The sequence below is a fragment of the Brachybacterium endophyticum genome (assembly GCF_003130585.1).
Lineage (GTDB): Bacteria > Actinomycetota > Actinomycetes > Actinomycetales > Dermabacteraceae > Brachybacterium > Brachybacterium endophyticum.
The window spans coordinates 695,708-709,017 of record NZ_QFKX01000001.1 but is presented as its reverse complement, the minus strand read 5'-3'; the positions used below and the strand labels follow the sequence as shown (position 1 = coordinate 709,017).

Sequence of the window (13,310 nt, the reverse complement as noted above, 5' to 3'; positions counted from 1 at the left end):
AGGGTGATCAGCCCTTGGCGGCGTTCTCGACGGCCTTCTTGACCTCGCCCTGCTTGCTCCACGACCCGGGGCCGACGACCTTCTCGTCGACCTTGATGAAGGGCGTGCCCTTGGCATCGTCTGCCTTCTCGTGCTTCTCCGCCTCCGGGTCCACGTCCTCACGCACCCACCGGTCGTACGTGCCGTCGTCGATGCAGCTGGCGACGTCCTTGCCGGCTCCGGCCTTCTGCGCGTACTGGGCGAGCTCGTCGTCGGACAGGCCGGCCGTCCCCTCGCCCGGCTGGTTGTCGAACAGCGCGGTCTGGAAGTCCATGAAGTTGTCGGGGTCGTCGTTGTACACGCAGGCGGCGGCGTTCGCCGCTCGGGTCGAGTAGTCACCCGTCGTCGAGTTCGAGTCGAGGAAGCGCCGCGTGTAGAGGTGCACCGTCGCCTCCTTGTCGTCGACGATGCTGCGGATGTCCTTGCCGTTGATCTTCTCGAACTGGCCGCAGACCGGGCACATGAAGTCGACGTGGAGCTCGACCACGGGCTTGCCCGAGTCCTTGGGCGCCCCGAGCGAGTAGTACGGCTGCTCCTGCGAGGTGCCCTTCGGTGTCGCGGCGGGGCCCTCCGGCTTGTTCGCGCTCCAGACCAGGTAGCCGATACCGGCCGCGATCAGCAGGGCGACCACGACGATCGCCGTGATCACGATGGTGCGGATGCTGCGCTGGCGCTTGAGCTCGGCCTCGCGCTGCCTGCGGATCGCGTCGCGCTGGGCCTCGCGTCGTTCCTGGGCGTTCGATGCGGCCATCGGTCCTCCTCGCCACCGTGCGGCGGCATGGTCGTGTCGGGGTGCGTGCCCCGCGCGCGGGGACCCGCCGCGCAGTCTACCGAGGCCTTCTCGAACCGTGCCTGGATGCCGCCGAGGTCACTCGGGGTCTGCGTCGCTCAGCGCCAGAAGGCGATCTGGGAGATCGTCGGCCACTGGTAGAAGGGCATGTAGTCGGTCGCGCCACCGCGGGCCACGATCACCGAGACGATCGCGCCGAGCAGGAGCACCAGCAGCACCCCGACGACCAGGCTCCACACGAGGTCGGGCGTCGCGGCCTCGACGATGCGGTGGGCGCCGTCGCGCGTGGTGCGTGCGCCGATCCCCACCCAGACCAGCAGGAGGGTGACCGCCATCGCGATCGCGAACGGCACCGCGTCGGGCAGCTGGGTGTGCTGGACCAGGTCGAAGGCGGCGACCACGCCCAGGCCGATCAGCAGGCCCAGGATCAGCGGGAGCAGCGCCTGCAGGGCCGTCACCACGAGTCCGAGCAGGAAGCGGAAGGGCGCGGCGAAGCCGGCCGCCGTGCTGGCACCGCTGCTCGAGGAGCCGCGCGAGCGTCGGGCCAGCACCGTGCGGTGCGACTTCTCCCAGGTGCGGGCGAGGGCGCCGAACACCAGCAGCAGGGCGAGCGAGACGTACGGGGCCACCGCCGCGAGCGCGACGATGATCAGATGGCCGATCCACACGATGATGCGGCGACGTGGAGCCGGGGGCTGCTGCCAGTCGCCGTACGGGTTCGCGAGCCCCTGCCCTGCCTGTTCGCTGCCGGTGGGCTGCTGGGCCGACGGTGCCCAGGGCTGCATGCGCTGGGAATCCTGCGCGTCCTGAGCCTGCTGCGGGGGCGCGGAGGCGACCGGGGCCATCCGTTCTGTGGGCGGCTCCTGCTGAGGTGCCGGCGCCGGCGCGGGAGCGGGCTGCCGGTGCACCGGTCCGCCCTGCGGCTCGTCCTCGTCCCGAATGACGGGCATGGCCTTGGTGGGGTTCTGCGCGACGGGGATGACCTCGGTGGCCGGATCCTGGCGGGCCGCGGGCAGGGCCTCCGTGCGGTCGGGATCCGCGGCGGCCGCTCCGGCTGCGCCGGTCTCCTGCGGGCGCGTGGAGTCGGTGCGCGGGCCGGCCGACAGCACCTCGGTGCGGTCGGATCCGGCGGGCGGGGTGTCCTCCCCGTCCGTGGCCGGCAGGGCTTCGGTGGGCGGGTCGGCTGCGGCGGCAGACCCCGCTGCCGCGCCGGCTCCTGCAGCCGCGGTCGCGGCTCCCGCGCCGGCGGTCCCGGCAGGGATCGCCTCGGTCGCACCTTCGTGGGCGTAGCGGTCGAGGTCGAGACGGTCGAGGCGTTCGCGCAGCTCACGGGGGCTCGGACGGTCCTCGGGCTCGGATCGCAGGGCGTCCCGGAACCACTGACCGAGCTCGACGGGCACTCCGTCGACGTCGATCTCCCCGCGCTCGGCACGCAGCAGCACGAGGTCGGCGCGGCCGCTGCCGAAGGGCTCGCGGCCTGTGGCGGCGAAGGCGAGCATCGCGGCCAGCGCCCACCAGTCGCCGGTCTCGCCGGTGCGGTTGCTGCGCATGACCTCGGGGTCGAGGTAGGCGGCCGTGCCCATGACCAGGCCCGTCGAGGTGAGACGGGATTCCTCGGCGGCGACGGCGATGCCGAAGTCGATGATCACGGGATCCAGGCCGTACCCCTCGGGGTCGTAGCCCTGGAGGTCCTCGTCGCGGGCCCCGCGCAGCAGCACGTTGGAGGGCTTGAGGTCACGGTGGACGACGCCGGCAGCGTGGATGTCCTCGAGGGACTCGGCGAGCACGATGCCCAGTTCACGCACCAGCTCGGGATGGAGACCGCCCACGCTGCGCACGGCGTCCTCGAGGGTCGGGCCGGGGACGAACTCGGTGACGACGAAGGCGTCGGCCGACTCGAGCTCGGCGTCGAGGATCCGCACGATGTTGTCGTTGTGCACGAGGCGCTGGGCGCCGACCTCCCGGGCGAGGCGCTCGCGGGCACGGGGGTCGTCGGCGATGTCATGGCGCAGCAGCTTGATCGCGACCTCGTTGCCGTCGGCATCGTGCGCGCGGTAGACGATGCCCATGCCGCCGGCACCGATGCGCTCGTGCACCTGGTATCCGGAGTCCTGCTCCAGCGTCACCAGGCGAGGGTCGCGCCGCGCTGTGGCGGCGGTGGGGTGCTCGTCGGACATGGTGGCCATGCTAGCGATCCGGTTGCCCGTGCCTGTGATCCTCCTCAGAAGGGCGGGTCGTGGTGGGGCGCCTGCGAGCCCTCGGGGGAGGTCTCCACCACCGCGTCGGCGACGGAGGCAGCGTCGATCGCGGGGGCAGCGAGGTGCTGCTCCCAGGCGAGCCGCAGGTCCCGGGCGATCAGGGGTGTGAGGAGGTCACGCGAGTCCTGGACCGTGACCTTCGCTGTGCCGCGCAGGTCCCAGCGCGTCCGCCCCGGCCGACGGCGATGATGCACCGTCTCGTCGACGGCGCGGCTCGGGAGTCGGAAGGGTGGGGAGGCTCCCACGGGACCCGAACGAGGTCGGGGCGGCGGGTCAGGGGGCGTCTCCTCCGGGGTCGAGGGATCCTCGAGACGCATCGGGTCGATCTCGCGGCCGGTCTTGATCTGGTGATGGCCGGTGCACAGCAGGTGCAGGTCATCGAGTGAGGTGCGACCGCCTGCCTAGGGGTGCTCGTGGTCGAACTCCTCGATGTGATCGGCCTCCGCACCGTGGCGCGTGGAACGGGTGCAGCCGGGGACGGCGCACTCGGGGCTCCGCAGCCGCAGGTGCTCGAGCATGGCCGGGGTCGGTGTGTATCGCTCGGGAGGCAGGGGCAGGAAGGCACCGGTGACGGGGTCGGTCAGCACCCGGTACCAGTCCTCCTGACCGGCAGCAAGCTCCCGGGCCATCTCGGCAGGGACGGGGTGGCGGCCGTCGATCATGCCCGGTGCCTCGCAGCTGCCCATGAGGGTCATGGCAGGGACGGTCATGAGCATGCGGAACCGCTCTGCCGGGATCTCGAGGCCATCGACGTCGAGGCTGCCGTGACGCAGGGTCTCGTAGCGCAGGCGCCCCTTCGAGAAGGGTCGGCCGTCGGCGGCGAGCGTCCCGTCGTCGAACGGGATGGGCTCCCCCTCGGCGATGGCTCGGCGCTGGGCTCGCTGGAGCGTCTCCGCGGCGGCGTCGAGACGCTGCATGAAGGCGGTGATCTCGGGGATCGGGCCGACGATGCTGATGCTGGCCGTGCCGTCCTCCCCGATCTGCGGCGACTCCACGCGGCGGCGCTGCTCGGCCTGTTCGAGCGGGGACAGGTCGAGCAGGGACCTCAGCCAGCAGACCAGTTCGGAGAGCAGCCGGCGGAAGGTCTCCGGAGTGACGCCGAACTCCCACGTCCCCATGAGCTCATCGACGTACCGACGGTCCTCGACGGGCAGCTCCCGGGTGCGTCGCAGCACGCGCCGCAGCCAGTCGATCGGCAGGTCGCCCTCCTCGACCCGGGCGAGGAGGGCGGGGAAGATCGTGACGGCCTCGTGTGCGTCGCGGATCCGGCCATAGGCGCCGGCGATGGTGCAGCGCAGGGAGATGGCGACCTCGGCGTCCTCCGCGTCCCCGGTGTGTGGCTCGGCGTTCGGGGCATCGCGGTCGGCCCACAGCGGGGCGAGGGCGCGCATCTGGACCACCGCGGCCCTCGACTCCTCGACGCCGAGGTCCCAGAGGGCCTGCAGCTCCTCGGTGAGTTCGGGATCCTCCTCCGTGAGCGCCCGCGGGCCGACCGCGTCGCGGGAGATCGGGGTGCGGGGCCGCGGGCCCCGCGCCAGGCGTCGAGGGCTCGGTTCGCGTGCCGGAGGGCCGTCGGCGTGGACGTCGCCGCCGCGCGCATCGTCCTGGAGCATCCTCCCCGCCCCCTTTCCGACCTCGTCGTCACCAGCGGGAGAACTGCCTCCAGAATATCACGGAACACGCCATTCTCCATCTCTCGGCGAGATTGTTGATAAAGACGCGGACGACCAATCCTCCACATTATCGAGTTCTCCACATTCGATACCGACATTCGCAAGTCACGCGCATCCGACATCGCTTTTCGGCCACTTTTCCACAGACCACCCTCCACGGACGTGGAGCCCTGGCACGATTATGGCCTGCACCGTTCCCCGTCTTCGCACCGTGTCCCGCCGCACCCAGTCCCACACAGAAGTGGCCGGCTCCCCCTCAGGGGAACCGGCCACCGGATCTGCACCACTATCTCATCAGGAAAATCTCATCCTCACGCAATCCTCTGCTTGCGCGAGGTGATCTCGCCGGTGTTGAAACCGGCCAGATGGAGGCCCCCGTGGAATCGCGCGTGCTCGATCTTCAGGCATCGGTCCATGACCACGTCCAGTCCCGCCGACTCCGCGATCTGCGCGGCCTCCTCGTTCCAGGAGCCGAGCTGGAGCCAGAGAGCCTTCGCACCGACGGAGACCGCCTCACGGGCGACCCCCGGCAGGTCGTCGTGGCGACGGAAGACATCGACGATGTCCGGCACCACCGGCAGGTCGGCGAGCGAGTCGTAGGCCGGTCGGCCCAGGATCGTCTCGGCCCGCGGGTTCACGAAGTAGACGTCGTAAGGGGAGCTCGAGAGCAGGTAGGTCGCCACGAAGTAGCTCGCCCGCGAGGGGTTCGCGGACGCGCCGACGATCGCGACCGACCTGGCGCGCCGCAGGATCCCGAGACGTTCCGGAGCCGAGGGCCCCTGCCAGCTGCGGGTCCCGGATCCGTTCGTACCGGTGTCGGTCATCGCTCCACTCCCGTCGCACTCGTGATCGCCTGGTCGAGGTCCCAGATGATGTCCTCGGCGTCCTCGAGCCCCACCGAGATGCGGATCAGGTCCGGCGCCACGCCGCCCGCGAGCAGCTGCTCGGGAGTGAGCTGCTGGTGGGTGGTGGACGCCGGATGGATGACGAGCGTGCGCGCATCGCCGATGTTCGCCAGGTGCGAGGCGAGCCGCAGGTTCCCGATCACCGCCTCACCGGTCTCACGGGCCGCGGTGGCCCGCTCGGCATCGTCGTCGAACTCGCCCGTCGGATGGACGCCGAAGGCGAAGACGGACCCCGGGCCCAACGGCAGGTACCGCTCGGCGCGCTCGTGGTGGGGGTGGCTCTCCAGGCCCGCCCAGGTCACGTACGCGACGCGGGGGTCCTGCTCGAGCCAGGTGGCGACCTCGCGCGCGTTCGCCAGGTGGGCGTCGATGCGCTGCGGAAGGGTCTCGACGCCCTGCAGCAGCTGGAAGGCCGACTGCGCGCTCAGCGAGGGCCCGATGTCACGAAGCTGCTCGGAGCGCAGCTTGGTGAGGAACCCGTACTCGCCGAAGTTCGCCCACCAGCTGAGCCCGCCGTAACTCTCGACGGGCTCCGTCATGGCGGGGAACTTGCCGTTGCCCCAGTCGAAGCGGCCCGACTCGACGACGACGCCGCCGAGGGTGGTGCCGTGCCCGCCCAGGAACTTGGTGGCCGAGTGCAGGACGATGTCCGCCCCGTGCTCGAGCGGCCGCACCAGGTACGGCGTCGCGAGGGTCGCGTCGACGACCAGCGGGATGTCGGCGGCATGGGCGATCTCGGCGAGCGCGGCGAGGTCGGCGATCTCCCCCGAGGGGTTGCCGATGATCTCGACGTAGAGCGCCTTGGTCTCCGGCCGGATCGCCGCCGCGTAGTCCGCGGCCTCCGAGGAGGGCACGAAGGTGGTCTCGACCCCGAAGCGACGCAGAGTGACGTCGAGCTGGGTGACGGTGCCGCCGTAGAGCTGTGCGGAGGCGACGATGTGGTCACCCGCCCCGGCGAGCGCCGCGAAGGTGATGAACTCCGCGCTCATCCCCGAGGCGGTCGCGACCGCACCGATCCCTCCCTCGAGGGACGCCACGCGCTCCTCGAAGGCCGCGACGGTCGGGTTGCCGATCCGCGAGTAGATGTTGCCGTACTTCTGCAGGGCGAACAGGGTCGCGGCGTCGTTGGCGTCGTCGAAGACGTAGGAGGTGGTCTGGTAGATCGGCACCGCACGGGCCCCGTGGACGGCATCGGGCGTGCCGCCGGCGTGGAGGGCCCGGGTGCGGAAGCCGAAGCTGCGCTCCTGGTCCGAGGCGCTCACGCGGCGTCCTCCTGGTCCGCGCCGGCGCCGTTCGAACCGTTCGCGCCGCTGGCGGGCAGCGTCGCGTCGGCCGCCGCGGTGGCCTGCTCGGCGCTCACGCCGGGCACGTCGGGGATCTGCGAGACGTCGAGCTCGGTGCCGTGCTTGCGCGCCAGGTCCTTCTCGAGCTCGCGGACGATCGGCATCACCTCGCGCCCGAAGCCGGCGACCTCCTCGGTGAAGTTGAGGTAGCAGGTCAGGAGCAGGTTCACCCCGATCTCCTTGTAGGAGACGATGCGCTCGGCGATCTCCTCGGGGGTGCCCAGGAGCCGGGTCTTGAAGCCGTCGTTGTACTGCACGAGGTCCTCGAAGGAGGAGTCGGCCCACATGCCCTTCCCGTCCTTCGTGGAGGCACCCGCCTCCTGGACGGACTTCTGGAAGCCCTCGACCGCCGGCCGGTGGGCCTTGGCGACGATCTCGCGCAGGGTCTCCTCAGCCTCCTTGCGGGAATCACGGGCGATCACGAAGCCGTTCAGGCCGAAGCGCGGCGAGCGGCCGGCCTTCTCGGCGGAGGCGCGCACGCCCTCGACGTTGCCGGCGTACCCCTCGAGGTCACGGCCGTTGGAGAAGTACCAGTCGGCGACGCGGCCGGCGACGCCCTGCGCGGCCGTGGAGTTCCCGCCGAAGAAGATCTCCGGGTGGGCGCGGCCGGGCACGTCGACCGGCTTCGGGGAGAGCGTGAAGTCGTCGATCGTGTAGTACTGGCCGTCCTGGGAGTAACCGTCCTCGGTGATCAGGCCGCGCAGGGCGCGGATGAACTCCTCGGTGCGCACGTAGCGCTCGTCGTGCTCGAGCCAGGGCAGGCCGAAGCCGGTGAACTCGTCCTTCAGCCAGCCCGAGACTATGTTGACCGCCGCGCGGCCGCCCGAGAGCTGGTCGGCGGTGTTCACCCACTTGGCGAGCACGCCCGGGTGCCACATGCCGGGGTGGAAGGCGGCGATCACGCGCAGCCGCTCGGTCGCCCCGAGCAGGGCCAGGCTGAAGGCCGAGGCCTCGTGCTGCTGGGAGGCGCCGTAGCTCGCGGCGTAGCGGGTCTGGGTGAGGGCGTACTCGAAGCCCGAGTCCTCGGCGATCTTCGCGAGCGAGGAGTTGTAGGGCAGCTGCCAGTCGGTGCGCTGCTCGATGGTGGAGACGACGAGGCCTCCGGAGACGTTGGGCACCCAGTAGGCGAACTTCAGCGGCGTCTCGAGGGCGCTCACGGGAGCGGTCGTGGTCACGGGGACCTCCTGGTGGTCGGATCGTTCTCGATCGGATCGTTGGCGATCGTAGCGATGATGGTCGGGGGCGTCTTTCAGGTGAGGATCGGGTGGTCCTCCGGCAGGTCGGCGAGGATCCGGGCGACGGTGTCGACGGCCTCCGGGTTCTGCAGCGAGGTCACGTCGCCCAGCGGCACGGGGGTGCGCCCCGCCCGGCGGTCGCGCTCGGCGTGCACGAGGTCGGCCAGCAGACGCCGCATGATCTTGCCCGAGCGGGTCTTGGGCAGGTCCCCGACCTCGAGCACGTGACGGGGCTTGGCGATCGGTCCGATCTCCCGCCGTGCCAGGGCACGCAGGCGATCGGGGTCGATCACCGCATCGTCCGCGCAGCCGCTCGGCGTGACGAAGGCGGCGACGGCCTGGCCGGTGACCGGGTCGGACACGCCCGCCACACCGGCTTCGGCGACGGCGGGGTCGGCGACCAGGGAGGACTCGATCTCGATGGTGGAGAGGCGGTGCCCGGACACGTTCACGACATCGTCGAGGCGTCCGAGCACCCACAGACAGCCGTCGGTGTCGATCGTGGCGCTGTCGCCCGCGAGGTAGTAGCCGCCGTGCTCGCCGCGGCCCGCGTGGGCACGCCAGTAGGAGTCGCGGTAGCGCTCGGGGTCGCCCCACACGGTGCGCGCCATGCCGGGCCAGGGCCGACGCACCACCAGGGCTCCGGCGCGTCCGGGCTCGACCTCCTCGCCCGCCTCGTCGACGACGGCGACGTCGATGCCGGGAAGGGCTCGGGTCGCCGAGCCGGGCTTCAGGGTGGTGGCTCCGGGAAGAGGGGCGACCATGGCGGCGCCGGTCTCCGACTGCCACCAGGTGTCCACGATCGGCAGCTCCCCGCGCCCGAAGGTGCGGCGGAACCACACCCAGGCCTCGGGGTTGATGGACTCCCCCACGGTGCCCAGCAGCCGCAGGGAGGAGAGGTCGTGGCCGCCCGGCAGCTCCTGCCCGAACCAGGACATGAAGGTGCGGATCAGGGTGGGCGCCGTGTAGTAGCAGGTGACGCCGTAGCGCTCGATGATCTCGAGGTGGCGCTCCCGGTGCGGGGTGTCCGGGGTGCCCTCGTAGATCACCTGGGTGAGCCCGTTGGCCAGCGGTCCGTAGATCTCGTAGGTGTGGGCGGTGACCCAGGCCAGATCCGCCGTGCACCAGTGGACGTCGTCCTCGGTCGCGTCGAAGTGCGCCCAGTGCGCCCAGGAGGCGTGGGCGAGGTAGCCGCCGGAGGTGTGGACGAGGCCCTTGGGCTTCCCGGTGGTCCCGGAGGTGTAGATGATGAACAGAGGATGCTCGGCATCGAAGGCGGGGGCCTCGTGCTCGGGGCTCGCGGGGTCCACGACCTCGTGCCACCACAGGTCGCGACCGTCGGTCCACTCGACGTCCTGCCCGGTCCTGCGCACGACGAGCACGTGCTCGAGGTCCGGGAGGTTCGCCGCGGCGGCGTCGGCCGCGGACTTGACCTCGACGGCCGTGCCGCGACGGAACTGGCCGTCGGAGGTGACCAGGAGCTTCGCTCCGGTGTCCTGCAGGCGGAAACGCACGGCCTCGGCGCTGAAGCCGCCGAAGACGAGGGAGTGGACGGCACCGATGCGGGCGCAGGCCAGGGCGATGACGACGGTCTCCACGATCACCGGCAGGTAGACGACGACGCGGTCGCCGGGGCCGATGCCGAGATCCGTGAGCGCGTTGGCCGTCCGACACACGCGCTGCTGGAGCTCGGCATAGGTGACGGCCTCGCGGTCGCCGCGCTCGCCCTCGACGAACAGGGCGACCTTCTCCGCGCGGCCCTCCCGCACGTGGCGGTCCACGCAGTTCTCGGCGACGTTGAGCGTGCCGCCCTCGAACCAGCGCACCGTCGGCACGCTCAGCTCGCCGGTGGCGGGGTCCTCGCGGGGCGGCTGCCAGTCCAGCGCGGTGTGCCAGGGCGTGCGCCAGGCGAGTCGGTGCGCGGCCTCCTCCCAGAACCCGACGGGATCCGCCGCGGCCCGCTCGTACTCCCCCGGGCCGACGTTCGCCGTGCCGGCGAGGGCCGTCGGCGGGGCGTAACTGCGGTCCTCGGTCAATCGCGCCTCGGGTGCGAGTGCGCTCGCGGTGTCGCTCGCAGGGTCGGTCGCGGTCTCGGACGGGCTCATGCCCACCTCCTCAGCAGCTTCTTCTCGACGAGCCCCAGCAGGGCGTTGGATGCGGTGCCCAGCAGCGCCAGCAGCACGATGGTCAGCAGGATGCGGTCCACGCGGCCGTTCTGCTGGGACTCCAGGAGCAGGTACCCGAGTCCCATCGACGAGGCGATCAGCTCGGCCGCCACCAGGAACAACCAGGCCTGGGCGAGGGCGAGGCGCAGCCCCGAGACCACCGCGGGGACGGCGGCCGGCAGCTGCACGGTGCGCAGCAGTGAGAGCCCGCGCAGCCCGAAGGCGCGACCGGCCTCGACCAGTTGCGGGTCGATGTGGCGCAGGCCCGAGGAGACGGTGGTGAGCACGGGGAAGAACGCGCCGATCGCGATCAGCGTGATCTTCGAGGTCTCCCCGATCTGCATCCACAGGATCAGCAGCGGCACCCAGGCCAGCGACGGTACCGCGCGCAGGGCCGCCAGCAGCGGGCCGAGCAGGGCGTCGGCGGTGCGGCTGAGGCCCACCAGCGCCGCCACCGCGAGCCCCGCGACCGCCCCGATCGCGAACCCGATCAGCACGCGCTGGACGGATATCGCGATCTGCAGCCAGAGCTGCCCGTCCCGCTGCAGCTCGCCCGCAGCGCTCAGCACCGCGAGCGGTCCGGGCAGGCGATAGGGCGCCACCAGACCGGCGGCGGTGACCGCCTGCCACACCACCAGGAGCAGCAGCGGGACGGCAGCACCGAGCGCGAGGCGGCGGATCCCACCACCTCTTCCGTGGGCGCTCCTGCGCTCGCCGCGCCCGGTCGACGGGGCCGGGGTCGTCGTCGTGCTCATTTCGCCGTGGCCTTCTTCGCGAACGCGTCGTGGACGATGCTCTCGAGGGCCGAGGAGACCGCCTTCTCCCCTCCCTGGACGTCGCCCGAGGAACCCAGCACCGGGGCGATCCGCTCGAGGACCTTCGTCTGGTCCGACCCCGGGACCCCGCTGACGTCGAGGTTCGAGCGCTCGGAGACCACGGTGCTCGCGACCTTCTCGTCGATCCCGGCGGCCTTCGCCAGCAGGCCCGCGGTGCCCTCGAGGTGCTCCAGCGCCCAGCCGCGGGCCTTCTCGTAGGCGTCGACGACGACCTGAGCGACGTCGGCGTTGTTCTCGATGAACTCCTCGGTCGCGTTGAGGAACCCGTAGGTGTTGAGGTCGACGTCGCGGTAGAAGAGCTCGTCGCCGCTCTCGGCCTCGGCGGCGGCCATGATCGGGTCCAGCCCCGCCCAGGCGTCCACGGAGCCGCCGTCCAGGGCCGAGCGGCCGTCGGCGTGCTGGAGCGACTGGATCTCGACGTCCTTCACGCCGAGGCCCGCGGAATCGAGCGCCTGCACCAGGAAGAAGTAGGGATCCGTGCCCTTGGTCGCGGCGACCGAGCGGCCCTTCAGGTCGGCGGGATCCTTCAGGTCGGTGCCGCGAGGGCCGACGAGGGCCGACCACTCGGGCTGGGAGTAGATGTCGATGACCTTGATCGGGGAGCCGTTCGCGCGCGCCAGGAGTGCGGCGGAGCCCGCCGTCGAGGCGACCTGTGCGGAGCCCGAGCGCAGGAACTCGTTGGCCTTGTTGGACCCGGCCGACTCCACCCAGGTGACCTTCACGCCCCCGCCGAGCGCCTTCTCGATGAGGCGCTGATCCTTGACCACGAGGCTCAGCGGGTTGAAGGTCGCGAAGTCGATCGTGAGCTCACCGAGGGACCAGTCCCCCGAGCCGCCCGCCTTCTTCGCGCCGGCGCCCTCGGAGTCCTCTCCGGCGACACAGCCCGCGAGGGCGAGGGGCAGGGCGCCGCCGAGGGCGATGGCGGCTCGGCGCGTGGCGCGGCGGGTGGCGAGGGGGCGGGTCATGAGTGCTCCTGGGACGTCGTGGGGCGGGCGTCTGGCTGGTGGTGCGTGGTCACGCCGAGCCCGTCGAGCAGCTCACCGCGCAGGGCGGCGAGGGCGGGGTCGGCGCGGTCCCGCGGGCGAGGGCTCGGGACCTCGATCTCGCGGGCGAGGGACCCCTCCTCCTCGCCCGCCTCGCGCAGCGTGCGCAGCTGCACGACGCGATCGGCGAGGTACAGCGCCTCCTCGACGTCGTGCGTGACCACCAGGACGGTGGTGGGCTCGGCGGCGTGGATCTCGAGCAGCAGGTCCTGCATGCGCAGGCGGGTGAGGGCGTCGAGGGCGCCGAAGGGCTCGTCGAGCAGGAGCACCTCGGGGCCGCGGGCGAGGGCCCGGGCGAGGGAGGCGCGCTGCGCCATGCCGCCGGAGACCTCCCGGGGCCTCTGGGAGGCGGCGTGCTCGAGACCCACCAGCTGCAGCAGATGGCGCACGCGGTCGCGTCCCTCGGTCCTCGAGGTGCCGCGGGGCAGCCCGAGGGCCACGTTCGCCGCGAGCGTCCGCCAGGGCAGCAGACGCGGCTCCTGGAAGGCGACGGCGGTGGACTCGTCGGTCCCGCGGATCGCGGCCCCGCCCAGGCGGATGGTCCCCTCGCTCGGGGTGTCGAGTCCGGCGACCAGGCGCAGCAGGGTCGACTTGCCGCACCCCGAGGGGCCGACGACGCCGAGGATCTGCCCGCCGGGCACGTCGAGATCGACGGCGCGCAGGACGTCGACGGGCTCTCCCCTCCGGGGGTCGGGGGCGGCGAAGGCGCGCCCCACCCCGTCCAGTCGCAGCGCACTGCGGGGAGTGGACCCGCGCGGGGCGCGCGCTTCCTGCCCACCGCGTCCGGGGGCGGCGTCGAGGGGCACAGTGGTGGTCATGTCCGGCATCATGGGCGGGCCCGGCGGGAGCGTGCCAACCTGATGTCACAGGGCGACACATTCCCCCGACACGTTCCCCACGGACCCGGCCGTCGATGTGGCGTACGCCCCGCGAGAGCGTCAATCCGCGTCACCTCTCGGTCACCTCTCCCCCGCGGCGGTTCAAAGTCCCGTCAACCCTCGTCGGTGGCTCTCTCAAACGCCT

General features: G+C 71.8%; 11 protein-coding genes. All 11 read right to left on the bottom strand.

Annotated elements, in window-relative coordinates:
- Positions 1–7: 7 nt before the first annotated feature.
- Positions 8–790, bottom strand: a complete 783-nt coding sequence (locus DEO23_RS03075) for a DsbA family protein (RefSeq protein ID WP_109274509.1) — start codon at positions 788–790, stop codon at positions 8–10.
- Between the two features lie 137 nt (positions 791–927).
- Positions 928–3,006, bottom strand: coding sequence for a serine/threonine-protein kinase (locus tag DEO23_RS03070; protein WP_109274814.1), 2,079 nt, complete (start codon positions 3,004–3,006; stop codon positions 928–930).
- Between the two features lie 44 nt (positions 3,007–3,050).
- Positions 3,051–3,281, bottom strand: coding sequence for a hypothetical protein (locus tag DEO23_RS03065; RefSeq protein ID WP_133249827.1), 231 nt, complete (start codon positions 3,279–3,281; stop codon positions 3,051–3,053).
- Positions 3,282–3,488: 207 nt separating this feature from the next.
- On the bottom strand, positions 3,489–4,700 hold the full coding sequence (locus tag DEO23_RS03060) for a DUF222 domain-containing protein (RefSeq protein ID WP_109274507.1): 1,212 nt from the start codon (positions 4,698–4,700) through the stop codon (positions 3,489–3,491).
- 371 nt (positions 4,701–5,071) lie between these two features.
- Positions 5,072–5,584 carry a CoA-binding protein gene (locus DEO23_RS03055; RefSeq protein WP_109274506.1) on the bottom strand — a complete coding sequence of 171 codons (513 nt, stop codon included), beginning with the start codon at positions 5,582–5,584 and terminating at the stop codon, positions 5,072–5,074.
- The gene (locus DEO23_RS03050; RefSeq protein ID WP_109274505.1) at positions 5,581–6,927 is read right to left on the bottom strand and encodes an O-acetylhomoserine aminocarboxypropyltransferase/cysteine synthase family protein; all 1,347 of its coding nucleotides are present in this window, start codon (positions 6,925–6,927) and stop codon (positions 5,581–5,583) included. The genes DEO23_RS03055 and DEO23_RS03050 overlap by 4 nt, the downstream gene beginning before the upstream one ends.
- Positions 6,924–8,183: a dimethylsulfone monooxygenase SfnG gene (gene sfnG, locus DEO23_RS03045; RefSeq protein WP_109274504.1), complete on the bottom strand. Its 1,260-nt coding sequence runs from the start codon at positions 8,181–8,183 to the stop codon at positions 6,924–6,926. Before sfnG ends, DEO23_RS03050 begins: the two co-directional genes overlap by 4 nt.
- 74 nt (positions 8,184–8,257) lie before the next feature.
- Positions 8,258–10,348 carry an acetate--CoA ligase gene (gene acs, locus DEO23_RS03040; RefSeq protein ID WP_109274503.1) on the bottom strand — a complete coding sequence of 697 codons (2,091 nt, stop codon included), beginning with the start codon at positions 10,346–10,348 and terminating at the stop codon, positions 8,258–8,260.
- Positions 10,345–11,163, bottom strand: a complete 819-nt coding sequence (locus tag DEO23_RS03035; RefSeq protein ID WP_109274502.1) for an ABC transporter permease — start codon at positions 11,161–11,163, stop codon at positions 10,345–10,347. The genes acs and DEO23_RS03035 overlap by 4 nt, the downstream gene beginning before the upstream one ends.
- A complete protein-coding gene (locus DEO23_RS03030; protein WP_109274501.1) occupies positions 11,160–12,209 on the bottom strand; it encodes an aliphatic sulfonate ABC transporter substrate-binding protein in 1,050 nt (349 codons plus the stop codon). The genes DEO23_RS03035 and DEO23_RS03030 overlap by 4 nt, the downstream gene beginning before the upstream one ends.
- The gene (locus DEO23_RS03025; RefSeq protein WP_109274500.1) at positions 12,206–13,105 is read right to left on the bottom strand and encodes an ABC transporter ATP-binding protein; all 900 of its coding nucleotides are present in this window, start codon (positions 13,103–13,105) and stop codon (positions 12,206–12,208) included. The genes DEO23_RS03030 and DEO23_RS03025 overlap by 4 nt, the downstream gene beginning before the upstream one ends.
- Positions 13,106–13,310 lie beyond the last annotated feature (205 nt).

Bases quoted from the DNA above. Each gene is read 5' to 3' on its own strand.
- DEO23_RS03075 (WP_109274509.1), bottom strand. From the start codon at position 790: ATGGCCGCATCGAACGCCCAGGAACGACGCGAGGCCCAGCGCGACGCG.
- DEO23_RS03070 (WP_109274814.1), bottom strand. From the start codon at position 3,006: ATGTCCGACGAGCACCCCACCGCCGCCACAGCGCGGCGCGACCCTCGC.
- DEO23_RS03060 (WP_109274507.1), bottom strand. From the start codon at position 4,700: ATGCTCCAGGACGATGCGCGCGGCGGCGACGTCCACGCCGACGGCCCT.
- DEO23_RS03055 (WP_109274506.1), bottom strand. From the start codon at position 5,584: ATGACCGACACCGGTACGAACGGATCCGGGACCCGCAGCTGGCAGGGG.
- acs (WP_109274503.1), bottom strand. From the start codon at position 10,348: ATGAGCCCGTCCGAGACCGCGACCGACCCTGCGAGCGACACCGCGAGC.
- DEO23_RS03035 (WP_109274502.1), bottom strand. From the start codon at position 11,163: ATGAGCACGACGACGACCCCGGCCCCGTCGACCGGGCGCGGCGAGCGC.
- DEO23_RS03030 (WP_109274501.1), bottom strand. From the start codon at position 12,209: ATGACCCGCCCCCTCGCCACCCGCCGCGCCACGCGCCGAGCCGCCATC.
- DEO23_RS03025 (WP_109274500.1), bottom strand. From the start codon at position 13,105: ATGACCACCACTGTGCCCCTCGACGCCGCCCCCGGACGCGGTGGGCAG.